Annotated in this window: 19 protein-coding genes and 1 pseudogene; 11 read left to right on the forward strand and 9 right to left on the reverse strand. The window is 61.1% G+C overall.

Going from position 1 to position 24,597, the window contains the following annotated elements; translation table 11 throughout:
• Positions 1-53: 53 nt before the first annotated feature.
• Complete coding sequence (gene sbcC, locus ACJ8QI_RS00815; RefSeq protein WP_442531959.1) at positions 54-3,305, reverse strand: exonuclease subunit SbcC; 3,252 nt, start codon at positions 3,303-3,305, stop codon at positions 54-56.
• Entirely contained in the window at positions 3,302-4,534 is a 1,233-nt protein-coding gene (gene sbcD, locus ACJ8QI_RS00820; RefSeq protein ID WP_060440586.1) for an exonuclease subunit SbcD, read from the reverse strand. Before sbcD ends, sbcC begins: the two co-directional genes overlap by 4 nt.
• A gap of 215 nt (positions 4,535-4,749) precedes the next feature.
• Between sbcD and phoB the strand changes: the two genes are divergently transcribed.
• From phoB to proY, 5 genes are all read left to right on the forward strand, one after another.
• Positions 4,750-5,439, forward strand: a complete 690-nt coding sequence (gene phoB / locus ACJ8QI_RS00825; protein WP_004940438.1) for a phosphate response regulator transcription factor PhoB — start codon at positions 4,750-4,752, stop codon at positions 5,437-5,439.
• Between the two features lie 24 nt (positions 5,440-5,463).
• Positions 5,464-6,780 carry a phosphate regulon sensor histidine kinase PhoR gene (gene phoR / locus ACJ8QI_RS00830; RefSeq protein ID WP_004940434.1) on the forward strand — a complete coding sequence of 439 codons (1,317 nt, stop codon included), beginning with the start codon at positions 5,464-5,466 and terminating at the stop codon, positions 6,778-6,780.
• Positions 6,781-6,794: 14 nt separating this feature from the next.
• The gene (locus ACJ8QI_RS00835; RefSeq protein ID WP_049199839.1) at positions 6,795-7,757 is read left to right on the forward strand and encodes a PstS family phosphate ABC transporter substrate-binding protein; all 963 of its coding nucleotides are present in this window, start codon (positions 6,795-6,797) and stop codon (positions 7,755-7,757) included.
• Between the two features lie 485 nt (positions 7,758-8,242).
• A complete protein-coding gene (brnQ, locus tag ACJ8QI_RS00840; RefSeq protein ID WP_038873241.1) occupies positions 8,243-9,559 on the forward strand; it encodes a branched-chain amino acid transport system II carrier protein in 1,317 nt (438 codons plus the stop codon).
• Between the two features lie 73 nt (positions 9,560-9,632).
• Positions 9,633-11,039: a proline-specific permease ProY gene (proY, locus tag ACJ8QI_RS00845; protein ID WP_019454218.1), complete on the forward strand. Its 1,407-nt coding sequence runs from the start codon at positions 9,633-9,635 to the stop codon at positions 11,037-11,039.
• Positions 11,040-11,084: 45 nt separating this feature from the next.
• Here the strand turns inward: proY and ACJ8QI_RS00850 are convergent, their stop codons facing one another.
• The 4 genes and pseudogenes from ACJ8QI_RS00850 to ACJ8QI_RS00865 form a co-directional block, all read right to left on the reverse strand.
• Positions 11,085-11,372: a HigA family addiction module antitoxin gene (locus ACJ8QI_RS00850; RefSeq protein WP_025160069.1), complete on the reverse strand. Its 288-nt coding sequence runs from the start codon at positions 11,370-11,372 to the stop codon at positions 11,085-11,087.
• Positions 11,372-11,664 (reverse strand): annotated as a pseudogene (locus ACJ8QI_RS00855) (type II toxin-antitoxin system RelE/ParE family toxin). The gene ACJ8QI_RS00850 and the pseudogene ACJ8QI_RS00855 overlap by 1 nt, the downstream one beginning before the upstream one ends.
• An 85-nt stretch (positions 11,665-11,749) precedes the next feature.
• On the reverse strand, positions 11,750-12,019 hold the full coding sequence (locus tag ACJ8QI_RS00860; protein WP_049199847.1) for a hypothetical protein: 270 nt from the start codon (positions 12,017-12,019) through the stop codon (positions 11,750-11,752).
• 132 nt (positions 12,020-12,151) lie between these two features.
• Positions 12,152-13,408 carry a mechanosensitive ion channel family protein gene (locus ACJ8QI_RS00865; RefSeq protein WP_049270771.1) on the reverse strand — a complete coding sequence of 419 codons (1,257 nt, stop codon included), beginning with the start codon at positions 13,406-13,408 and terminating at the stop codon, positions 12,152-12,154.
• A gap of 247 nt (positions 13,409-13,655) precedes the next feature.
• Between ACJ8QI_RS00865 and malZ the strand changes: the two genes are divergently transcribed.
• On the forward strand, positions 13,656-15,479 hold the full coding sequence (gene malZ / locus ACJ8QI_RS00870; protein ID WP_442531960.1) for a maltodextrin glucosidase: 1,824 nt from the start codon (positions 13,656-13,658) through the stop codon (positions 15,477-15,479).
• A 53-nt stretch (positions 15,480-15,532) separates the two neighbouring features.
• On the opposite strand, the gene ggt is transcribed toward malZ, so the two are convergent.
• The 3 genes from ggt to ACJ8QI_RS00885 all read right to left on the reverse strand — a co-directional run bounded on the left by ggt (position 15,533) and on the right by ACJ8QI_RS00885 (position 18,944).
• A complete protein-coding gene (gene ggt, locus ACJ8QI_RS00875) occupies positions 15,533-17,296 on the reverse strand; it encodes a gamma-glutamyltransferase (protein ID WP_147880932.1) in 1,764 nt (587 codons plus the stop codon).
• Between the two features lie 234 nt (positions 17,297-17,530).
• The gene (locus ACJ8QI_RS00880) at positions 17,531-18,133 is read right to left on the reverse strand and encodes a peroxiredoxin C (protein ID WP_019454212.1); all 603 of its coding nucleotides are present in this window, start codon (positions 18,131-18,133) and stop codon (positions 17,531-17,533) included.
• Positions 18,134-18,362: 229 nt separating this feature from the next.
• Positions 18,363-18,944, reverse strand: coding sequence for an ACP phosphodiesterase (locus tag ACJ8QI_RS00885; RefSeq protein WP_046688353.1), 582 nt, complete (start codon positions 18,942-18,944; stop codon positions 18,363-18,365).
• Positions 18,945-19,064: 120 nt separating this feature from the next.
• Between ACJ8QI_RS00885 and queA the strand changes: the two genes are divergently transcribed.
• From queA to secF, 5 genes are all read left to right on the forward strand, one after another.
• Entirely contained in the window at positions 19,065-20,135 is a 1,071-nt protein-coding gene (queA, locus tag ACJ8QI_RS00890) for a tRNA preQ1(34) S-adenosylmethionine ribosyltransferase-isomerase QueA (RefSeq protein ID WP_016928878.1), read from the forward strand.
• 72 nt (positions 20,136-20,207) lie between these two features.
• Positions 20,208-21,332: a tRNA guanosine(34) transglycosylase Tgt gene (gene tgt / locus ACJ8QI_RS00895; protein ID WP_442531961.1), complete on the forward strand. Its 1,125-nt coding sequence runs from the start codon at positions 20,208-20,210 to the stop codon at positions 21,330-21,332.
• Between the two features lie 33 nt (positions 21,333-21,365).
• Positions 21,366-21,698 (forward strand): preprotein translocase subunit YajC, encoded by a 333-nt coding sequence (yajC, locus tag ACJ8QI_RS00900; protein WP_004940391.1) that lies wholly within the window; start codon positions 21,366-21,368, stop codon positions 21,696-21,698.
• Between the two features lie 24 nt (positions 21,699-21,722).
• Complete coding sequence (secD, locus tag ACJ8QI_RS00905; RefSeq protein WP_071845295.1) at positions 21,723-23,570, forward strand: protein translocase subunit SecD; 1,848 nt, start codon at positions 21,723-21,725, stop codon at positions 23,568-23,570.
• Between the two features lie 10 nt (positions 23,571-23,580).
• Positions 23,581-24,549: a protein translocase subunit SecF gene (secF, locus tag ACJ8QI_RS00910; RefSeq protein ID WP_060423338.1), complete on the forward strand. Its 969-nt coding sequence runs from the start codon at positions 23,581-23,583 to the stop codon at positions 24,547-24,549.
• Positions 24,550-24,597: the final 48 nt, after the last annotated feature.

The following is a 24,597-nucleotide window of genomic DNA, read 5'->3' on the forward strand; positions in this document are numbered from 1 at the left end:
TTTTCACCGCGGAGTGCCGCCGCGGTCACACTTCTGTGCCGCGCACGGCGGGATCATTCCAGCCTGAAGTGCGCCTCCAGCCGGCTGACGCCGAGCCCGTTGACCTTTTTCACTTTGATCTGCACCGGAATGCGCTCTTTCATCGCCTCGACGTGGCTGATCACGCCAATGGTTTTACCGGAAGCATTCAGGCTGTCCAGCGCATCCAGCGCGGTATCGAGGGTTTCGGCGTCCAGCGTGCCGAAGCCTTCGTCGAGGAACAGCGAGTCGATGCTGGTTTTGTGGCTGACCAGATCGGACAACGCCAGCGCCAGCGCCAGGCTGACCAGGAAGCTCTCGCCGCCGGACAGGGTACGGGTATCGCGCAGCGCGTCGGCCTGCCAGGTGTCCACCACCTGCAGCTCCAGCGCGTCGCTGGTTTTGCGCTGCAGCAGGTAGCGCCCGTGCAGCCGGCCGAGCTGAAGGTTGGCCAGATAAACCAGATGATCGAGCGTCAGCCCCTGCGCGAAGCGGCGGAACTTGTCGCCTTCTTTCGAGCCGATCAGCTGGTTGAGGTAGCTCCAGTCGTCGTAGTCTTGCTGGCTGCGGGCGATTTGCTCGAACAGCGCCTGTTGATTGAGACGGCGGGCGGCGTCGCTTTCCAGCTGGTTGCGCAGCTCGCCCTGGCTCAGCTGCAGTGCCTTCAACTGCTGTGCCAGCTCGGCCAGCGATTGGGTGAGCGCGTCGAGATCCGCGTTGGCCTCATCCACCCCTTCCGGGCGGTTCTGCCGATGCTGCTCCAGCGTTTGCGTTGCCTGAGCCAGCAGGGCCGCAGCCTCTACCTGCCGCTGCTGCAGCTGCTCTTTGCGCTGCTGCAATTCGCGGCGCAGGGCGTCGTCCAGCAGCGCGGCGGCGAAGGCAGTTTCATCGGCGAATTCGCTGTCGGCCAGCGCCTGCTGCCATTGCTGCTCCGCCTGCTGCAGCCGTTCCTGCATTTGGGTGTGCTGTTGTTGCAACCCGGCCTGCTGGCCGGCCAGGCGCTCGCGCAGTTCCTGCGCCTTTTGCCACTGCTCGGCGGCCTGCGAGCTGGCCTGTTCACAGGCGGTTTGTTTGGCGCGCAGCTGTTCCCGCACCTCGGCGACTCGCTGTTCGCCGAACAGCGCCAGCCGCTGCGCGCGCCGCTCGGCGAGGGTCTTCTCGCCTTCCTGCCAGCGTTGAAGCAGGTCTTGCTGCTGTTGCAGGCTGTCGGCGTGGGTTTTCTGCAGCAGCGTAAAGCGCTCTTCGAGCAGCGCCAGCTGTTGCTGCGCCTGCTGCTGCTGCGTTTGCAGAGCGGCGAGCGCGTCTTTTGCCTGTTGTACCGCCTGCGCCGCCTGTTCATGCTGCTGCAGCGCGTGCTGCCCGCGCCGCTCTTCGTCGTCGCAGCCGCTCAGCCAGGCGCTGAGTTGCTCGCCCTCCGCCAGGGTAAAGTCGAATGCCAGCGGCGCGCTGAGCTGCTGCCATTGCTGCTGTTGGGCAGCCAACTGCTGCTCATCCTGAGCGATAGCCTGCTGCTGGCGTTGCTGCTGCTCTTGCAGGCCTTCACAGCGGGTGCGCAGCTCGGTGCCCTGGGTTTGCAGTTTCTCGGCGAGGGTGCGCATCTCAACCAAGCGTTGTTCCGTCGCCGAAGGCTGCACCGCCTGATATTGCTCCACCGCCGGATGGCTGGTGGAGCCGCACAGCGGGCAGGGTGCGCCGCTCTGCAACAGGGCGCGCTCCGCTTCCAGGCTGACGATACGTTTTTCCAGCTCGTGGATCCGCTCCACTTCCTGCAGCTGCGCCTTGTGCTGTTTGAATTGCTGACGCGCGTTCTCCAACTGGTGTTGCAGCCCGGCGAGCTGCGTTTGCCGCTCGGCGTGCTCCGCCTGTTGCCGGGCCAGACGCTCGCGGGTCTGACGGTAAAGGGAAGCGAGCGAGAATAACTGCTGGCGCGTCGGGCGCAGATCTGCCAGGGCGCTCAGGCGCTGGCGCAGCGGGGCCAGCGGGGTTTGCGCCTCCAGCGCCTGCTGCCGTTGCCGTTGAGCGGCCAGCGCTTCGGTCAGCGCGTTCAGTTGCTGCTGATGCTGTGCGGCCTGCGCCGTCAGCTGGCTGCGCTGGGCTGTGAGCTGCTCCAGTGCGGTCTGCTGCTGGGCGCACTGCTGCGCGGCGGCATCGCCGGCCTGTCGCCGCTCGGCCTGCGTCGACTGCAGTTGGGCGATCTGATGGTCGAGCGGGGCGACCTGGTCATCGATCAGCTGTTGCTGCTGCCGCATATGCTCGGCATGGGCTTGCTGCGCCAGACGGGCCTTTTCCACCGCCTGCTGCAGCGGCGCCAGCTGCGCCGAGTGTTGCTCCTGTTGCTGCGTCAGCTGGGCTGCCTGCTGTTGTATCGTCTGCAGCTCGGCGCGGCAGCGATCGCGTTCGCCGCGCAGCGGCCGCAATTTCTCGGCCGGTTCGCTCAGCGCCAGCCGCTGCAGCTGCGGGGCGGCCTCGGCCTGCTCGCGCTGGGCGGTTTCCAGCCGCCGTTGCCCCTCATTTTGCTGTTGCTGGAGGCGCTGCCATTGCTGCAGCCAGCTCAGCGCCTGTTGCTGTTGCTGGGTTTGCTTGCCGAGAGCGCTTTCCTGCGCGCTCAGCGCCGTCAGCCGTTCAGTCAGGGAGTGGCGCTGTTCATCGCTCAGCAGCTCGATGCCGCTGGCGCGCTGGTGCAACGCATCCAGGTCGGTTTTGGCCTGCTTGTGGGATTCGAACACCTGTTCGGACAGCCGCCCGTAGATTTCGGTGCCGGTCAGCTCTTCCAACAGCTCGGCGCGATCGTTGGCGTCGGCGTTGAGGAACGCGGCGAACTGCCCCTGAGACAGCATCATCGATTTGGTGAAGCGGCCGAAGTCCAGCCCGGTGATGGCGGCGGTGATCTCCAGCTTATCGCGCACTTTATCTGCCAGGATCTTGCCGTCCTCGCGCCGCGCCAGTTCGACCTTCGGCGCCTGCAGATTGCCGTCCGGCGCGTTTTTGGCGCGGCGCTGGCTCCAGAAGGCGCGATAGCCGACGCCCTTGACCTCGAATTCGACCTCCGCCAGCGATTCGGCGGTGTGGCGGGTCATCAGTTCATTCTGGCTCGGCGTGACGTTGAGACGCGGCGTCTGGTGGTACAGCGCCAGGCAGATGGCGTCCAGCAGGGTGGTTTTGCCCGCGCCGGTCGGGCCGGTAATGGCGAACAGGCCGTTGCTGGCGAACGGCTCGGCGGTGAAGTCAATTTTCCACTCGCCCTGCAGCGAGTTGAGGTTTTTTAACCGCAGGCTGAGGATCTTCATGGGTGGGTCTCCTCAGGATTGTGCTGCACCGCATCGACCACCTGGCGGAACAGTTGATGCATCCGCCGTTGGCGCGCTTCGGGCATGTCGGCCTCCTGCGCCAGGCGCCGTTCGAACACCTCGTTGACGCTCAGCTCGTTCAGCGTTTCCTTGTCCTGCTGCGCGATCGCCTGGCGGCGTTGCTCTTTGCTGCGCCGCAGCAGCACCACTTCCACCGGCAGCTCATCCGCCATCAGCTGGATACGGCGCTGGATATCGCTGAGGTAGTCCTGCGTCGCCACTTCGATATCCAGCCACACCGGCAGCTCGCCGGCATAGTCGGCAAATTGCTGCAGCTGCCGTTCGATCTCGGCCAGATCGCCTTTGATCAGCTGCATGGGCTGGAACTGCGGGATCGTTAACGCTTCTACCTGCTGCAGGGCACCGTCGGTGAAATCCACCAGGAAGACGCTTTTGGCTTTGCCCAGTTCATCGAAGCTGAGCGGAATCGGTGAGCCGCTATAGCGAATATGTTCCGACTTGGCGACGTTCTGCGCGCGGTGAATGTGGCCCAGCGCGATGTAATCGGCAGGGGGGAAGGCCTGCGCCGGGAAGGCGTCCAGGGTGCCGATATAGATGTCGCGCACCGAGTCGGAGGTGGTGACGCCGACGGTGGTCAGGTGGCCGGTGGCGACGATCGGCAGCGGCAGGCCCAACTGCTCGCGGCGTTCGCAGGCCGCCTGATACAGCGCTTGGTAATGTTCGGCAATGGCTTCCTGCAGCGCCTGCTGTTTCTGCGCGCCGGATTCGCCGGCGCGGCTGGTGAGCAGATCGCGCGGCCGCAGAAAAGGAATGGCGCACAGCACGGCGCCCGGCTGGCCGTCGCGCCGGTTAAGCACCACGATCTGCTGCTCAAGGGAGCCCTGCGCACTCGCGATCACCGTGGTGTTCAGGCAAGAGAGCAGTTCCCGCGATTCGTTCAGCGTCGCTACCGAGTCGTGGTTGCCGCCCAACACCACCAGTTGGCAGCCGGTGCGCTGCAGTTCCACCACGAAGCGGTTGTACAGCTCGCGGGCGTAGCTGGGCGGCGAGCCGGTATCGAACAGGTCCCCGGCGACGATCAGCGCATCCACCTGCTGCTGCTCGATCTGTTCGATCAGCCAGTTCAGAAAAGCCTGGTGCTCGGCGGCGCGGCTTTTGGTGAAAAAGTACTGGCCAAGATGCCAGTCAGAGGTGTGGATCAGGCGCATGACACTCCCGGATGCAAAGGTAATGGCGATGATTATAAAGGCCGCGGCGGCGCCTGTCCCGGCGCAATGGCGACGACTACGGAATGATTTTTCTTTGCACCGGGAAATAATCGCTATGCTTACTGCCTATAACAGCCGCTTTTTTTCATAAAAGTGTCACAAAACTGACGCATAATGGCGCCCGCAAAGTCGCTAACACATTGGCAGGATTGACGATGGCAAGACGCATACTGGTGGTGGAAGACGAAGCGCCGATCCGTGAGATGGTGTGCTTTGTGTTGGAACAGAATGGTTACCAACCGTTGGAAGCCGAGGATTATGACAGCGCCGTGACGCGCCTGTCTGAGCCGTTCCCTGATTTGGTGTTGCTCGACTGGATGTTGCCCGGCGGTTCCGGCATTCAGTTTATCAAACATATGAAGCGCGAAGCGCTGACCCGCGATATTCCGGTCATGATGCTGACCGCGCGCGGCGAAGAGGAAGACCGCGTGCGCGGCCTGGAAGTGGGGGCGGATGATTATATCACCAAGCCGTTCTCGCCCAAGGAGCTGGTGGCGCGCATCAAGGCGGTCATGCGCCGCATTTCACCGATGGCGGTGGAAGAAGTGATTGAAATGCAAGGGCTGAGCCTGGATCCGTCCTCCCACCGCGTGATGGCTAACGATCAGGCGTTGGACATGGGGCCGACCGAGTTCAAGCTGCTGCACTTCTTTATGACCCACCCAGAGCGGGTTTATAGCCGTGAGCAGTTGCTTAATCACGTCTGGGGCACTAACGTTTATGTGGAAGACCGTACCGTTGACGTGCATATCCGTCGGCTCCGCAAGGCGTTAGAAACCAGTGGGCATGATAAAATGGTTCAAACCGTTCGGGGCACCGGCTACCGGTTCTCAACGCGCTACTGATCGCGCCGCGCTGGAGAATATGCCGTGTTAGAACGTCTGTCGTGGAAGAGGCTGGCTCTGGAGCTGGCTCTTTTTTGTCTGCCCGCCTTACTGCTGGGGCTGATTTTCGGTTATCTGCCCTGGTTCCTGCTGGCCTCCGCGCTGGCTGCGCTGGTGTGGAATTTCTACAACCAGCTCAAACTCTCCCATTGGCTGTGGATCGACCGCAGCATGACGCCGCCGCCCGGCCGCTGGAGCTGGGAGCCGCTGTTCTATGGCCTGTATCAGATGCAGCAGCGCAATCGCCGCCGCCGGCGCGAGCTGGCGCTGCTGATCAAGCGCTTTCGCAGCGGGGCCGAATCGCTGCCTGATGCGGTGGTGATGACCACCGTCGAAGGCAATATCTTCTGGTGTAATGGGCTGGCGCAGCATCTGCTCGGCTTCCGCTGGCCGGAAGACAACGGCCAGCACATCCTCAACCTGCTGCGCTATCCGGAATTCAGCCACTACCTGCAGCAGCAGGAGTTCTCGCGCCCGCTGACGCTGCAGCTGAACAACGAACACTACGTCGAATTCCGCGTAATGCCTTACTCCGAAGGGCAGCTGCTGATGGTGGCGCGCGACGTCACCCAGATGCGCCAGCTGGAGGGCGCGCGGCGCAACTTCTTCGCCAACGTCAGCCATGAGCTGCGCACGCCGCTGACGGTGCTGCAGGGCTACCTGGAGATGATGGGCGATGAAGAGCAGGACGGCTCGCTGCGCAGCAAGGCACTGAGCACCATGCAAGAGCAGACTCGCCGGATGGACGGGCTGGTCAAGCAGCTGCTGACGCTGTCGCGCATCGAGGCGGCGCCCAATGTCGACATGAACGAGCGGGTAGATATCCCGCTGATGCTGCGGGTGTTGCAGCGCGAGGCGCAGTCGCTGAGTGGCGGCAATCACGAGATCACCTTCCGGGTGAACGAACAGCTCAACGTGTTCGGTAATGAAGACCAGTTGCGCAGCGCGGTGTCTAACCTGGTGTACAACGCGGTCAACCACACGCCGAAGGGCACCCATATCGAAGTGAGCTGGCAGCAGACGGCGCACGGCGCGCAGTTCCAGGTCAGCGACAACGGGCCGGGCATCGCCGCCGAACACCTTCCGCGCCTGACCGAGCGTTTTTACCGCGTCGACAAGGCCCGTTCGCGCCAAACCGGCGGCAGCGGGCTGGGGCTGGCGATCGTCAAACACGCGCTCAGCCATCACGACGCGCGGCTGGAGATCCTCAGCGAGCCGGGGATCGGCACGCGCTTTATCTTTACCTTACCCAACCGGTTGATTGTTCCCGCCGCTTTATCAGAGAATGCGGTGAAAAATTAACGCGAGACACCGGTATGACCCGAATAACCCGAGGGCTGTTGCTTTGCCTGGCGCTGCTGGCCGGACGCGGCGCGCTGGCGCAGCCCGATGGCATGTTGGCGGGCAACCTGTCCAGCGTCGGCTCCGACACCCTGGCGAATCTGATGGCGTTATGGGCGCAGGATTTCAGCCGGCATTACCCCAACGTTAACCTGCAGATCCAGGCCGCCGGCTCGTCGACCGCGCCGACCGCGTTGGCGGCGGGCGCCGCGCAGCTGGGCCCGATGAGCCGGCCGATGAAGGCGGCTGAGGTTTCGGCGTTCGAACACCGTTACGGCTATGCGCCGCTGGCGGTGCCGGTGGCGGTGGATGCGCTGGTGGTGTTGGTGCATCAGGACAACCCGCTGCGCGGCCTCAATCTGCAGCAGCTCGATCGCATTTTCTCCGCCACCCGGCGCTGCGGTGAAAGCAAACCGCTGACGCGCTGGGGCGAGCTGGGGCTCAGCGGCGATTGGGCGACGCGCTCGCTGCAGCGCTTCGGCCGCAACTCGGCTTCGGGCACCTACGGCTATTTCAAACTGCGCGCGCTGTGCGGCGGCGATTTTATGCCGCGCGTCAATGAGCTGCCCGGCTCGGCCTCGGTGGTGCAGGCGGTGGCCGGTTCGCTCAACGGCATCGGCTATGCCAGCATCGGCTTTCGCGCCAGCGGCGTGCGGCTGCTGCCGTTGGCGGAGTCGGGAGAGGACTATGTCGCACCTACCGCCGCCAACGTGCGCAACGATCGCTACCCGCTGTCGCGCTATCTCTATATCTACATCAACAAAGCCCCCAATCAACCGCTCGAGCCGCTGACCGCCGCGTTCCTCGACCGCGTGCTGTCGACCGCAGGGCAGAGCCTGGTCAATCACGACGGCTATCTGCCGCTGCCGCCGGCCGCCCTGCAGAAGACCCGCCAGGCGCTCGGCTTGCAGCCGCTCGCGTCGGCTACGGTGCAATAAGCGGCAAAAAGCGGCGTAATTTTCGCCTTTTTTTACGGCCAAACGGAGCTTATGCCACGCGAAAACCGGGCATTTATTGGCGTTTTCGCGCGGTAAAGTGATATATGCTTCACGTTTCGTGAATCTGTTGTTCAAAAATGATACAAATCATGTAGTGTATATTTATTGATAGCCAATATGATCGACTGGTGGCAAAAGTTTATATGGTCGATAGCTCTGCTTTTCGCCGTGCGCCTTGCCTTGAAGCGCTATAAACGTTTACCTTAGCCTTCGTTGTCGGATTAAACCTCCATTTTTATAACTCCTAAAATTTTGCCCATCTTCATGAGCGGCCACTTTCGAATAGGGACATAAACGCCGGATCTATTGCGTTTAGGGTGCTTATTTGGCGCTGCAACGATCGGGCATGCCGGCAACCGGGTGGGGCGTCACGCCACCACGCTATCGGACACTATTTTTCATTTGAACAGGCAACACGACATCGTATGAGTCATCGTTTAACGTCAAAAGATATCCTGGCACTGGGCTTTATGACCTTTGCCTTATTCGTCGGGGCCGGGAACATCATCTTCCCGCCGATGGTCGGCTTGCAGTCCGGTGAACACGTCTGGACCGCGGCGCTGGGCTTCCTGATCACCGCCGTCGGTCTGCCGGTCATCACCGTCATCGCGCTGGCGCGCGTCGGCGGCGGCATCGACGCCCTCAGCTCACCGATCGGCCGTGGCGCCGGCCTGCTGCTGGCGACCGTCTGCTACCTGGCCGTCGGCCCGCTGTTCGCCACGCCGCGTACCGCCACCGTGTCCTTTGAAGTGGGTATCGCCCCGCTGACCGGCGACGGCGCCATGCCGCTGTTCATCTACAGCCTGGTGTACTTCGCGCTGGTGATCGGCATCTCCCTGTATCCGGGCCGCTTGCTCGACACCGTCGGCCACGTGCTGGCACCGCTGAAGATTGTGGCGCTGGCCGTATTGGGCATCGCCGCGCTGCTGTGGCCTGCCGGCGCGCCGATTCCGGCGACGGCGGCTTACCAGAGCGTGCCTTTCTCCTCCGGCTTCGTTAACGGCTATCTGACCATGGATACGCTGGGTGCGCTGGTATTCGGCATCGTTATCGTCAACGCGGCGCGCTCGCGCGGCGTGAAAGACGCCGGTCTGTTGACCCGTTACACCATTCTGGCCGGTTTGATCGCCGGCGTGGGCCTGACGCTGGTTTACCTGAGCCTGTTCAAGCTGGGCTCCGGCAGCGGCGCGCTGGTGCCTGACGCCACCAACGGTGCGGTGATCCTGCACGCTTACGTTCAGAACACCTTCGGCGGCCTGGGCAGCTTCTTCCTGGCGGCGCTGATCTTCATCGCCTGTATGGTGACCGCAGTCGGCCTGACCTGCGCCTGCGCCGAGTTCTTCGCGCAATACCTGCCGTTCTCGTACAAGACGCTGGTATTTATCCTGGGCCTGTTCTCGATGGTGGTGTCCAACCTCGGCCTGAGCCACCTGATCCAGATCTCCATTCCGGTGCTGACCGCGATTTATCCGCCGTGCATCGTGCTGGTGGTGCTGAGCTTCACCCTGCGTTGGTGGCACAGCGCGCCACGCATCATCGCGCCGGTGATGCTTGTCAGCCTGTTGTTTGGTATCCTTGACGCGGTGAAAGCCTCCAGTTTCCAGCAGCTGCTGCCGGCCTGGACCACTCACCTGCCGCTGGCAGAGCAGGGGTTGGCATGGTTGCCGCCTTCGCTGCTGATGCTGGTGCTGGTCGCGATTTATGATCGGGTGTGCACGCGTTCCCAAGTGACCGCGCACTGATAATTCCCCGGCTTAATCCAGGGCCACGGACATGTCCGTGGCTTTTTTACGTTTAAAACTATGGGTCATCTTCATGCAACAACAGTCACCCACCACGGCCCCCGACAATAAGCTGAAACGCGGCCTCAGTACGCGTCATATCCGCTTTATGGCGCTGGGATCGGCCATCGGCACCGGGTTGTTCTACGGCTCGGCGGACGCCATCAAAATGGCCGGCCCGAGCGTGCTGCTGGCTTACCTGATCGGCGGCATCGTGGCCTTTATCATCATGCGCGCACTGGGGGAGATGTCGGTCAACAACCCGCAGGCCAGCTCGTTTTCCCGCTACGCGCAGGACTACCTCGGCCCGATGGCGGGTTACATCACCGGCTGGACCTACTGCTTTGAAATCCTGATCGTCGCCATCGCCGACGTGACCGCCTTCGGCATCTATATGGGGGTCTGGTTCCCGGAAGTGCCGCACTGGATCTGGGTGCTGAGCGTGGTGCTGATCATTGGCGCCATCAACCTGATGAGCGTCAAGGTATTCGGCGAGCTGGAGTTCTGGTTCTCGTTCTTCAAGGTCGCCACCATCATCATCATGATCGCGGCCGGCATCGGCATCATCATCTGGGGCATCGGCAACGGCGGGCAACCGACCGGCATTCATAACCTGTGGTCGAACGGCGGCTTCTTCAGCAACGGCTTTATCGGCATGATCCTGTCGCTGCAGCTGGTGATGTTCGCTTACGGCGGCATTGAAATCATCGGCATCACCGCCGGCGAAGCCAAAGATCCGAAAAAATCGATTCCCAAAGCCATCAACTCGGTGCCGTGGCGCATTCTGGTGTTCTACGTCGGCACGCTGTTCGTCATTATGTCTATCTACCCGTGGAACCAGGTGGGCACCAACGGCAGCCCGTTCGTGCTGACCTTCCAGCATATGGGTATCACCGTGGCGGCGGGCATTCTCAACTTCGTGGTGATCACCGCTTCGCTGTCGGCGATCAACAGCGACGTGTTCGGCGTTGGCCGCATGCTGCACGGCATGGCCGAGCAGGGCCACGCGCCGAAGATGTTCAGCAAGGTGTCGAAACGCGGCATTCCTTGGGTGACGGTGGTGGTGATGATGCTGGCGCTGCTGCTGGCGGTATACCTCAACTACATCATGCCGGAGAGCGTGTTCCTGGTGATCGCGTCCCTGGCGACCTTCGCCACCGTGTGGGTGTGGATCATGATCCTGTTCTCCCAAATCGCCTTCCGCCGCAGCCTGAGCAAAGAGCAGGTGAAGCAGCTGGCGTTCCCGCTGCGCGGTGGGGTGTTCACCTCGGTGGTGGCGATCGTGTTCCTGGTGTTCATCATCGGCCTGATCGGCTACTTCCCGACCACGCGCGTCTCGCTGTACGCCGGCCTGGTCTGGGTGGTATTGCTGCTGGCGGGATACTGGTTCAAGGTCAACCATCAGAAAAAACGCGCGCCGCTGGCGACGCAGCAAGACTAAATGGAAAAACACCGGCTAAGGCCGGTGTTTTTTTAGGGGCTGGCGTCAAGCGAAGTCCAGCTTGCGCAGTTTCGAAACGTCGATGGACTGCCTGGCCTGCCACAGATCGTAAGCATCCTGCATGCCCATCCAAACCTGTTCGGAACTGCCTATCACGATGGACAGGCGGATGGCCATTTCCGGCGAGATATCGGACTTTCCGCTGATCAGGCGTTGAACCGTGGAGGGCGCAACGTCCAGCGCTTTAGCCAGCGCGCGCGCGCTGAGATTCAGCGTTTCCATGGTTTCTTTGATCAACTCGCCAGGATGAGGGGGGTTATGCATGCGGTTCATTAGTGATAGTCCTCATAATTCACGATATAAACATCACCCTCGACCAGTTCAAACGTGATACGCCAGTTGCCAGTTGCCAGTTGCCGGTTACGGTGACGGACCATTGTCCGCTGCGAGCGCCCGTTAGCGGGTGCAAGAAGAAGCCGGGTAGATCTACGTCATCAATCACTTTCGCCAGATCCAGCACGCTCAGCCGCAGCGCGATTTTCTTCGCCTGCTTGGCGTCGATACCCGCCGTTGAACCGGTTTCGAAAAACTTTTTGAGTCCCTTATGCTTGAAGCTTCTTATCATCCTGACGGCTCCATGAGTGTTGCGCTATACGCATCATAGCCAGGTGTTGCGTATGGCGCAACAAAATGGGGCTTTTTTTAACCTATTATGCCAGGCGTTTGTCTTCCACTTCATCCTCCCCGGCGGCGCGCGCTTCGATACGCATGTCGCCGCCGTTAAGGCGTTCTTCCTCTTCCTCGCCGGCGCAGCGCGCCAGCACTTCGCGAATGTCCTGCATATTGCTGCTGAGGGCGCTCAGCGAAGGTTGCAGATTGCGGGGCATGCGGCTTTCGTCCAGCGAAGCGCTGTGCAGGCAGCCGATAAACAGCAGGGTGGCCATCAGGGTAAACAGCCGATGACGTAACCGTTTCAGCAAGGGCTTTCCCTCTCGGTGGTGAAGGTGATGGCGCATTAACGCCGTTTTCGCCGGGGAAAAGAAGGGGATGGAGATATCTGCTGGCAATTGAAAGAACATCATTACCAGCAGACACAGTTACGTCAGCCGACGTCAGGAAGCGTTCGCGTTTTGTAGCAGCATGCCGCGCAGGTCATTGCCGGTTGGCGTTTGATGCACGCGCAGGCCGAACTCGTCGATCACCGCCAGAATATGGTCGAAAATATCCGCCTGAATGCTTTCATACTCCGCCCAGACCGTGGTGTTGGTGAAGGCGTAGATTTCCAGCGGCAGGCCTTCCGGCGTCGGCGCCAGCTGGCGCACCATCAGCGTCATGTTCTGGTGAATGCGCGGGTGAGCGCGCAGATAGGCTTCCAGATAGGCGCGCAGCGTGCCGAGGTTGGTCAGGCGGCGGCCGTTGAGCGGCGAGGCTAGATCGACGGCGATCTCCTGGTTATGCTGGCTCAGCTCCTGGGTCTTGACGTTCAGGTAGCTGTGCAGCAGCGGGTTGCGCTGCAGGCGGCGCTGTTCCTCTTCCGACAGGAAGTGCACGCTGCCGGTGTCGATATTCAGGCTGCGCTTGATGCGCCGCCCGCCGGATTCCGACATCGACCGCCAGTTTTTGAACGAGTCGGAGATCAGCGCGTAGGTGGGAATGGTGGTGACGGTGTTGTCCCAGTTACGCACTTTGACCGTGGTCAGGCCGATATCGGTGACCGCGCCGTCGGCGCCATATTTCGGCATTTCCAGCCAGTCGCCGATCTTCAGCATATCGTTGGCGGAGAGCTGAATGCCGGCCACCAGCCCGAGGATCGGATCCTTGAACACCAACATCAAGACCGCGGTCATGGCGCCCAGGCCGCTGAGCAGCAGCAGCGGCGATTTGCCCATCAGCAGCGAGACGATCATGATGCCGATCAGGATCGCCGCCACCAGTTTCAGGCCCTGGAAAATGCCGCGCAGCGGCAGCTGATTGGAGATCGGGCTTTGGCGCAGCAGCGCCAGCAGCGTATCCAGCAGCGAGAACAGCGACAGCAGAGTGAAGGCGAGTATCCACACCTGCGCGGCGGTGACGATCACCGCCTGGGTCTGGCTGCCGCTCTGCAGCCACAGCGTCGCCTGGATGCTGATGATCACCCCTTGCAGCAGCAGCGCCACGCGCTGGAACAGTTTGTATTGGGTGATGGCCTGTTGCCAGACGCGCTGCGATTGCTGGCCACGGCGCTGAAGGGCGGCCAGCACCACCCGGTGCAGCACCAGGTGGATCGCGACCGAGATCAGGACAATCAACCCCAATACCATCAACAGCGACATCACTCCGCCGAATTCCAACCCAAACTGTTCCAGCCAGCGCGTTATCTGTTGTTGCATTACCGCTCCTTAAAAAATGCGCAAAAAATATCCTGTAAACTTAAAACGCGTTAGCCTAAGGGGTAACGTGCAGGATTTGTGCCTGTTTACCTTTTTTTACATCGGGTTAGCGTTATTTTTCGGTCTCCGCCCCCCGGCTCATCCCCGGGTTTTGCGGCCAGAGAGGAGGGGGAGTTGCACTTAACGTGGCATTGTTCGCTTCTTGAAGAACGCCGTCGATTTCGTTTGGTACAGCAGGAGAAACAGTATGCTTAACGCCTGGCATCAACCGGTCCCGCCTTTTGTGGTGAAGCAAGGGCAACGTTTGGATATCACGCTGTGGTTACAGGGGGATGAACTGCCGGAACGGGTGTTTTTGCGCGCCGAACCGGACAACGAAGAGTGGCTGCTGGTGATGAAAGCGCAGCGCCACGAGGGAATGCGGCGCTACCAGGCCAGCCTGACGCTGAATGAGGGCGAGCCGACGCGGCGTTACTGCTTCAAGCTGCTGTGGGCCGATCGCCAGCAGTGGTTCGGCCCGCAGGGCTGGTCGCCAACGCCGCCGGGCCAGCTGGCGCAGTTCGCCGTCGACGAGCCCGACCATGGCCCCGAGTGGGTGGCGGATCAGCTGTTCTACCAGATTTTCCCCGATCGCTTCGCCAGCAGCGGCGGCGAGCACGGCATCCAAAGCGGCAGCTACCGCCATCACGCGGCCGGCGCCGAGGTGATTCGGCGTGACTGGCAGCACCCGTTGGAGGATCGCCACGCCGCCTCGACCTTTTACGGCGGCGATCTGGACGGCATCAGCGCCAAACTGCCGTATTTGCAGCAGCTGGGCGTGACGGCGCTGTATCTGAACCCGATTTTTACCGCGCCGAGCGTGCATAAGTACGATACCGAGGACTATTACCAGGTCGATCCGCACTTTGGCGGCAACGCGGCGCTGCAGCGTTTGCGAGTGAGCACTCACAAGGTGGGCATGAAACTGGTGCTGGACGGGGTATTCAACCACACCGGCGACTCGCATCCGTGGTTCGACCGCCATCGCCAGGGCGAAAACGGCGCCTGTCACCACCCTGATTCACCGTATCGCGGCTGGTTCAACTTTTACCCGGACGGCCGTGCGCTCGACTGGAAGGGCAACGCCAGCCTGCCGAAGCTCAACTTCGCCGAGCCGCAAGTGGTGGAAGCGATCTATCGCGGAGAAGGCAGCGTGGTGCGCCACTGGCTGCGCCCGCCGTACAGCATCGACGGTTGGCGGCTGGACGTGGTGCACATGCTGGGGGAGAACGGCGGCGCCACCGGCAACCTGCATCACCTGGCTGGCATCTATCAGGCGGTGAAGCAGGAGAACCCTCAGGCCTACGTCTTGGGCGAGCACTTCGGCGACGCGCGCCGCTGGTTGCACGCCGGCGTGGAGGATGCGGCGATGAACTACATGGGGTTCGCGCTGCCGGTGCGGGCATTTTTGGCGGGGCTGGACGTGGCCTATCACCCGGTGCGGCTGGACGCCGCCGGGTGCGCGCAGTGGATGGACGGTTACCGCGCCGGGCTGCCGCACGGCCGCCAGCTGATCCAGTTCAACCAGTTGGACAGCCACGATACCGCGCGTTTTCTCACGTTGTTGCAGGGGAACGCGGCGCGCATGCAAATGGCAGCGGTGTGGTTGCTGAGCTGGATTGGCGTGCCTTGTCTCTACTACGGCGATGAGATTGGTTTGGACGGCGGCAACGATCCGTTCTGCCGCAAGCCGTTCCCGTGGGACGTCGGCGACTGGGACCGGCCGCTGTTGGCGCTGTTCCAGCGCATGGCGGCGCTGCGTAAACAGAGCGTGGCATTGCGTCGCGGCGGCTGTCAGGTGCTGTATGCCAGCGGAGAAACGCTGGTGTTTGTGCGCCTGTATCAGCAGGAGCAGGTGCTGGTGGCGCTGCAGCGCGACGGCAGCGGCCAGGCGCAGCTGCCGCACAACCCGCTGTTGGCGCGCGGCCCGTGGCGGCGTGTGGAAGGGCAGGGAGAGTTGAGCGAAACGGCAGGCGGGCTGCGCCTGCAGCTGGCGGAAGAGTCGGCCACCGTGTGGCGCTGCGAAGGCTAAAGCAACTGCGGGGGCCAAAGGGCCCCCGCGATAAAAGTGAGTAGGCGTTTACATCAGTAACCGACCGCAGAACCTGCCGGGCGACGCACGTCGTTGGCGCCGTACAGATAGCCTTCGCGCACCTTGCCGGAAACCGCCGAGTCGTTGCCGGAGTTGGCCGGGCTGACGCCCGCCGCGCCCGGCAAGCCGACCAGAATCAGTTCGGCGGCGCCCCACGGCGTTTGCTCGACCATCTTATAGCCCATGCCGCTCAGCAGCTTCAGCGTATCGGCGGAAACGCCGCGCTGTTCGTAGTACACCTCATCCGGCAACCATTGGTGATGGATGCGCGGTGCGTCCACCGCTTCCTGCGGCGCCATGCCGTGGTCGATCACGTTCAACGCGGTCTGCAGGGTGATGGTGATGATGCGCGAACCGCCCGGCGAGCCCAGTACCATAAAGATCTTGTTGTCCTTGGTCACCAGCGTCGGGCTCATCGACGATAGTGGGCGCTTACCGGGGGCAATGCTGTTGGCGGTGCCCTGCACCAGTCCGTACAGGTTTTTCTCGCCCACTTTGACCGTAAAGTCGTCCATCTCGTCGTTGAGGAAGAAGCCGGTGCCCGGTGCGATCACCACGGCGCCGAAGCGGCCGTTGACGGTATAGGTGGTGGAGACCGCGTTGCCGTCGTGATCGACGATCGAATAGTGGGTGGTTTCCGGTTTCTCATGCGGTTCCATGCCGGGCTGCACGTTTTCCGACGGCGTGGCCTTGTCTGCGACGATTTTCTTGCGGATCTGCTCGGCGTAGCTCTTGCTCACCAGCCGGTCGATCGGGTTCTTGATGAATTCCGGGTCGCCGAGGTAGGTGTTGCGGTCCATATAGGCATGGCGCATCGCTTCGGTCATGGTGTGAATGGCCGCCGCCGAGTTGAAGCCCATGCTTTTCAGGTCGTAGCCTTCCACCACGTTGAGGATTTCGCACAGCGTCACGCCGCCGGAGCTGGGAGGCGGTGCCGACACGAACTTGTAGCCGCGATAGCTGCAGGTAATCGGCGGGGTTTCGGTGACCTTGTAATTGGCGAAGTCGGCCGCAGTCAAGATGCCGCCGCCCTGTTTGGCCGCCGCCTCCACCGCCTGCGGGATCTTGCCTTTATAGAAGGCGTCGGTTCCCCCTTTGGCGATGGCTTCCAGCGTATTGGCCAGATCGGTTTGCACCAGCTTGTCCCCCGGCTGCAGCGGACTGCCGTCCGGGCGCAGGAAGATTTTGGCCGACTCGGGATCCTGTTTGAAGCGTGCGACGGTGGTGTCGAGGATATCGGTATCGGCGCGGGTCAGCACAAAGCCTTCGCGCGCCAGCCTGATAGCCGGCGCCAGCACCTGTTCGCGGCTCAGCTTGCCGTACTTCTCACGCGCGGTTTCCATCCCCAGCACGGTGCCCGGCACGCCCGCCGCCAGATAGCCGTACAGGCTGGCGTCTTTCTTTACCTTGCCGTCGGCGTCCAGATACATGTTGGCGCTGGCCGCCGCCGGCGCGGTTTCACGGAAGTTGATGAAGGTGTCGGTGCCGTCCGCCAGGTGGACGGTCATAAAGCCGCCGCCGCCGATGTTGCCGCAGCAGGGGTTAACCACCGCCTGCGCATAGCCCACCGCCACGGCGGCGTCGATGGCGTTGCCGCCCATCTTCAGGATATCCACGCCGACCTGCGAGGCCAGGTGTTGCGAGGTGACCACCATGCCGTTTTTGGCTTCCACCGCCGGGTTGGATGCCGCATGCAGGCTGCCGCTGACCAGCAGCGCCGCCATGGTCAGGGGTTTGCTCCATTTCTGTAAAAACATAGTTATTCCTACCCTGTCAGTTTTTTATTGTGTTGTGTTTGCTTGCCGCTGTTCACTTGCAAAGCGTGAGCCAGCGTTATTGATAGTAGCCGCAGATGGGCGTGCGCGCGGCGAGCAGGGTGGGAAATGTGAGCGGAAACAGGGAAATAAAGCACTGAAGGTGGGCGATCTGCCCCATAAAGGGGCATAAAAAAACCGGCCGCGTGGGCCGGTTGATTCACTATCAGGCTGAAATTACAGCTTGGCAGCGTTTTCAGACAGGTATTTTGCAACGCCGTCTGGGGAAGCGCCCATACCTGCTTTGCCTTTTTCCCACTGAGCCGGGCACACTTCACCGTGCTCTTCGTGGAATTGCAGCGCGTCAACGGTACGGATCATTTCGTCGATGTTACGGCCGATTGGCAGGTCGTTAACAACCTGAGCACGCACGATGCCGTCTTTGTCGATCAGGAAGGAGCCGCGCAGCGCAACGCCGGCTTCCGGGTGTTCGATGCCGTAAGCTTTCTGGATTTCACGCTTGATGTCAGCAACCATTGCGTATTTCACTTCACCGATGCCGCCTTTGTCGACAGGGGTTTTACGCCATGCGTTGTGGACGAACTCTGAGTCGAAGGAAACGCCAACCACTTCAACGCCACGCTTCTGGAACTCTTCATAGCGGTGATCGAAAGCGATCAGCTCGGAAGGGCATACGAAGGTGAAGTCCATTGGCCAGAAGAACAGCACGGCCGGTTTGCCGTTCAGGTGCTTCTTCAGGTTGAAGTTTTCAACGATTTCGCCGCTACCCAGTACGGCAGCTGCAGTGAAGTCAGGGGCTTGACGAGTTACCAGGACCATAATTACTCCTGTAATAGGTGTTAAAGGGTGGATGTAAAAACAAGGGCCAGTATAGGGGCCGCGACTTGGTGAATAAAGGGTAAAAGACCAATCGATGAGATAGCTTTCACCTATCAAAGTCGTTGATATAATTTAGCGAGCTTTAAAAATAACCTTTTCCCACAAAAGGGCAAGCGGCAAAACGTAAATTCTTGCAAGGCGTTGCAATTTCAATGGCTTGGGCTTGACCTCAGAGCGCTTTGTCCTTCGCCTGCCGCATCATTTGCGGGTAAAACTGCCAGAACTGTGTTTCAAGCTGATGATAATGTTGCTCGACGTCGGCGAACGAGCCGGCCAGCGCATCGAGGCGCGGGCGGCGGCTGGCCATGCCCTGCAGCACCCGGGCGATGAATGGCAATTCGGCGTAGCGCTCCAGCCAGCGTTCCGGCCACAGGTAGCCGTTCAGGTTTTGAAAGCGCGGCGGCGTGAGCGGCAGAAAAGGTTCGATCTGGCTGCGGGCTTCCTGGGTAAACTGGTGCAGGTCGCGCGAAGGCTCCAGCTGCTGCCAGTGGCGCGCCAGAAAATGGTCCCACACCACGTCGAGGGTGATCGGCGCTACGCGGCGGTAGGGGGCGCTGAAATAGTCGCGGCTGGCTTTGACCTGCGGCAGGCTGTCGGTCAGCACGTCGACGCGGCGGTGCATCATGATGCCGGCCACCACGTCGGGCTGGTAGTCGGCGGCGGGGTTGCCGCGCACGAAATCGGCCAGCAGGTTGCCCAGCAGCGAGCTGTCCGCCAGCATGGCCAGGTGAAGATGAGCGAGAAAATTCATCCCTCAACTATACCCGAAGTCAGGCAAATCCTCCTTATTTCTTGCCGCTGACCGCCCCCGGCTTTAGACTAGGCCGCCTGTTTTTTACCAACCAGCCCTAAATTGAAGAAGTGAATACCCATGCGCGTCGCTGATTTTTCGTTTGAACTTCCCGAATCCCTGATTGCCCACTATCCCCAGGCCGAACGCAGCGCATGCCGCCTGCTGCAGCTGGACGGGCCGAGCGGGGCGCTGACGCACGGCGTATTCACCGATCTGCTGGATAAGCTGGAAGCCGGCGACCTGCTGGTGTTCAACAATACCCGCGTGATCCCGGCGCGCATGTTCGGCCGCAAGGTCAGCGGCGGCAAGATTGAAGTGCTGGTGGAGCGCGTACTGGACGACCATCGCGTGCTGGCGCACGTGCGTGCGTCGAAAGCGCCGAAGCCGGGCGCCGAGCTGCTGTTGGGGGATGACGAGAGCATCGCCGCCACCATGGTAGCGCGCCACGAGACGCTGTTCGAACTGCGCTTCAACGACGAGCGCGACGTGTTCACTATCCTCAACGCCGCCGGCCATATGCCGCTGCCGCCTTATATCGCCCGCCCGGATGAAGACGCGGACCGCGAGCTGTATCAGACGGTCTACAGCGAGAAACCCGGCGCGGTCGCCGCGCCGACCGCCGGCCTGCACTTCGACGAACCGCTGCTGGCGGCGCTGCGCGCCAAGGGCGTGGAAATGGCGTTCGTGACGCTGCACGTCGGCGCCGGCACCTTCCAGCCGGTGCGCGTGGAAACCATCGAAGATCACGTGATGCACGCCGAATACGCCGAAGTGCCGCAGGACGTGGTTGATGCGGTGCTGGCCTGCAAGGCGCGCGGCAAACGCGTCGTGGCGGTGGGCACCACCTCGGTGCGCTCGCTGGAAAGCGCCGCGGCGGCCAGCAAAGAGGCGCTGATTGCGCCGTTCTTCGGCGATACCAGCATCTTTATCTATCCGGGCTATCACTATCAGGTGATCGACGCGCTGGTGACCAATTTCCACCTGCCGGAGTCGACCCTGATCATGCTGGTGTCGGCCTTCGCCGGCTATAAAAATACCATGAACGCCTATCAGCAGGCGGTGGCCGAGCAGTATCGCTTTTTCAGCTACGGCGATGCGATGTTCATCAGCCGTAACCCGCAGGCGGAAAACGAGTCCGTCGGCGGTTAATTTCCCGGGCTGCGCCCACGGCGCGGCCCCGTTTCAACGACATCAGACTGTTTCTCTGATGCTGGAGGCTTTGTGAAGTACGAACTACAAACTACCGATGGCCGCGCGCGTCGCGGCCGCCTGATCTTCGACCGCGGCGTGGTGGAAACCCCGGCCTTTATGCCGGTCGGTACCTACGGCACGGTCAAGGGCATGACGCCGGAAGAAGTGAAAGAGACCGGCGCACAGATCCTGCTGGGCAACACCTTCCACCTGTGGCTGCGCCCGGGCCAGGAGATCATGAAACTGCACGGCGATCTGCACGACTTCATGCAGTGGCATGGGCCGATCCTCACCGACTCCGGCGGTTTCCAGGTATTCAGCCTGGGGGCGATGCGCAAGATCAAAGAGGAAGGCGTGTACTTCCGCAACCCGATCAACGGCGACAAGGTGTTCCTGAGCCCGGAAAAATCGATGGAAATCCAGTATGACCTGGGTTCCGACATCGTGATGATCTTCGACGAATGTACGCCGTATCCGGCCGACTGGGACTACGCCAAGCGTTCGATGGAAATGTCGCTGCGCTGGGCGGAGCGCAGCCGCAAGCGTTTCGACGAGCTGGAAAATAAAAATGCGCTGTTCGGCATCATTCAGGGCGGTGTTTACGAAGATTTACGTGATGTTTCCGTCAAAGGGCTGGTGGATATCGGCTTTGACGGGTACGCTGTGGGCGGCTTGGCTGTAGGCGAGCCGAAAGAGGATATGCATCGCATTCTTGAACACGTTTGCCCGCAAATTCCGGAAGATAAGCCACGCTATTTGATGGGCGTCGGCAAGCCGGAAGATTTGGTGGAAGGCGTGCGTCGCGGCATCGACATGTTCGACTGCGTCATGCCGACCCGCAACGCCCGCAACGGCCATCTGTTCGTGACTGACGGTGTGGTAAAAATCCGTAATGCCAAGCACAAGGATGATACTTCTCCGCTGGATAAGGGCTGTGATTGCTACACGTGTCGCCATTACAGCCGCGCCTACTTGCACCATCTCGACCGTTGCAACGAAATATTGGGTGCTCGACTGAACACGATTCATAACCTGCGTCACTACCAGCGCCTCATGGCGGGTTTACGCCAGGCTATCGAAGAGGGTAAATTAGAGCAGTTTGTTGCGGATTTCTATGGTCGGATCGGCAAGCCGATTCCGCCTTTAAACGCTTGATCTAATAATTGATAACTTAATGAGGGAATTTCAATGAGCTTTTTCATTTCTGACGCCGTCGCATCCGCAGGGGCCCCGGCTCAGGGAAGCCCGTACTCTCTGATCATTATGCTGGTGGTGTTCGGCCTGATCTTCTACTTCATGATCCTGCGCCCACAGCAGAAGCGCGCTAAAGATCACAAGAAGCTGATGGACTCCATCGGTAAAGGCGACGAAGTGCTGACCACCGGCGGCCTGATCGGTCGCGTGACCAAAGTGGCCGACACTGGCATCATCGCCATCGCGCTGAACGACACCACGGAAGTGATGATCAAGCGTGACTTCGTGGCGGCCGTTCTGCCGAAAGGTACCATGAAGGCCCTGTAATCTTTTTTCCCGAAGGGAATTGCCGTGCTAAACCGTTATCCTTTGTGGAAGTATCTGATGTTGATCGTCGTGATCCTCGTCGGTCTGCTTTATGCGCTTCCCAACATCTACGGTGAGGATCCGGCCGTACAAATCACTGGCGCGCGCGGCGTCGCCGCCAGTGAAACTACGCTGGACCAGGTCCGTACCGTATTAGAAAAAGACAACATTGCGAGCAAATCGATTGCGCTGGAAAATGGCGCCATCCTGGCTCGCTTTAAAGATCCTGACGTTCAGCTGCGCGCCCGCGAAGCGCTGGTGACCGAGCTGGGTGACAAATTCGTCGTGGCGCTGAACCTGGCGCCGGCCACGCCAACCTGGCTGGCCATGCTGGGCGCAGAGCCGATGAAACTCGGCCTGGACCTGCGCGGCGGCGTGCACTTCCTGATGGAAGTGGACATGGACACCGCGCTGAGCAAGCTGCAGGAACAGACCATGGATACCCTGCGCAGCGAGCTGCGCGAGAAGGGCATTCCTTATGCGTCTATCCGCAAGCTGGACAACAACGGCGTGGAAGTTCGCTTCCGTGACGATGCGGCCCGCGATCAGGCCATCAGCTACATCGGCCCGCGTCAGCGCGATCTGGTGCTGTCCGCCAACGGCGCCAACACCATGAAAGCCAGCCTGACGGACGCCCGTCTGAGCGAAGCGCGCGAATACGCCGTCCAGCAGAACATCACTATCCTGCGTAACCGCGTCAACCAGCTCGGCGTCGCCGAACCGCTGGTGCAGCGCCAGGGCGCCGACCGCATCGTGGTCGAGCTGCCGGGCATTCAGGACACCGCGCGCGCCAAAGAAATTCTGGGCGCCACCGCGACCCTGGAATTCCGTCTGGTGAACACCAATGCGGACGCCACTGCGGCGGCCAACGGCCGCGTGCCGGGCGACTCCGAGGTGAAATACACCCGTGACGGCCAGCCGATCGTGCTGTACAAGCGCGTGATCCTGACCGGTGATCACATCACCGATTCCACCTCGAGCACCGACGAATACAACCAGCCGCAGGTTAACATCTCGCTGGACAGCGCTGGCGGCACGTCCATGTCCAACTTCACCAAGGACAACATCGGCAAGCCGATGGCGACCCTGTTCGTGGAGTATAAGGACAGCGGCAAGAAAGACGCCAACGGCCGTGCGGTGCTGGTGAAACAGGAAGAAGTGATCAACGTGGCGAACATTCAGTCGCGTCTGGGCAACAGCTTCCGCATCACCGGTATCGGCAACCCGAACGAAGCGCGTCAGCTTTCGCTGCTGCTGCGTGCGGGCGCGCTGATCGCGCCGATTCAGATCGTCGAAGAGCGCACCATCGGTCCAACCCTGGGTCAGCAGAACATCACCCAAGGTCTGGAAGCCTGTCTGTGGGGCCTGGTGGCGTCCATCGTCTTCATGGTGGTCTGGTACCGTAAGTTCGGCGTGATCGCCACCACGGCGCTGGTCGCCAACCTGGTGCTGATCGTCGGCGTGATGTCCCTGTTGCCAGGGGCGACGCTGACCATGCCAGGCATTGCCGGGATCGTGTTGACGCTGGCGGTGGCGGTTGACGCCAACGTACTGATTAACGAACGTATCAAGGAAGAGCTGAAGAACGGCAGGTCCGTTCAGCAGGCGATCCATGAAGGCTATAAAGGCGCGTTCTCCAGTATCGTCGACGCCAACATCACCACGCTGATCACCGCGGTCATCCTGTACGCAGTCGGCACCGGTTCGATCAAAGGCTTTGCGATCACCACCGCTATCGGTGTGGCGACGTCCATGTTCACCGCGATTGTCGGTACCCGTGCCATCGTCAACCTGCTTTACGGCGGCAAACGCATTAACAAGCTGTCTATCTGAGGAGTGCGTTGTGGCACAGGATTATACTGTTGAGCAACTCAACTACGGCCGTAAAGTCTACGACTTTATGCGCTGGGACTACGTGGCCTTCGGCATCTCGTTGCTGCTGTTGGTCGCGTCGATCGTCACCATGTCGGTGCGCGGGTTTAACTGGGGTCTGGATTTCACCGGCGGTACGGTGATTGAAATCAACCTGGAGAAGCCGGCCAATCTCGACCTGATGCGCGATACGCTGGAGAAGGCCGGGTTCCAGGATCCGATCATCCAGAACTTCGGCAGCAGCCGCGACGTGATGGTGCGCATGCCACCGGCGACCGGCACCGCAGGCCAGGAACTGGGCAACAAGGTGATCGGCGTGATCAACGACTCGGTGGACAAAAACGCCACCGTGAAGCGCATTGAGTTCGTCGGCCCGAGCGTGGGCAGCGAGCTGGCGCAAACCGGCGGCATGGCGCTGCTGGTGGCGTTGATCTGTATTCTGATCTACGTCGGTTTCCGCTTCGAATGGCGCCTGGCGCTGGGGGCGGTTATCGCGCTGGCGCACGACGTGATCATCACGCTGGGCGTGCTGTCGCTGTTCCACATCGAGATTGACCTGACCATCGTCGCATCCCTGATGTCGGTTATCGGTTACTCGCTGAACGACAGCATCGTGGTTTCCGACCGTATTCGTGAGAACTTCCGCAAGATCCGCCGCGGTACGCCTTACGAGATCATGAACGTGTCGTTGACCCAGACGCTGAGCCGTACGCTGATGACTTCCGGGACCACCCTGATGGTGGTGCTGATGCTGTACATCTTCGGTGGCGCGATGCTGCAAGGCTTCTCGCTGGCGATGCTGATCGGCGTGTCGATCGGTACCGTTTCCTCCATCTACGTCGCGTCCGCGCTGGCGTTGAAGCTGGGGATGAAACGCGAACACATGCTGCAGCAAAAAGTGGAAAAAGAGGGCGCAGATCAGCCTTCGATTCTGCCTTAACCGTCGCAGTATTCAGCGAAATGAGAAGGAGCGCCGATGGCGCTCCTT

Source organism: Serratia sp. CY84636, from assembly GCF_052166245.1.
GTDB classification, from domain to species: domain Bacteria; phylum Pseudomonadota; class Gammaproteobacteria; order Enterobacterales; family Enterobacteriaceae; genus Serratia; species Serratia nevei.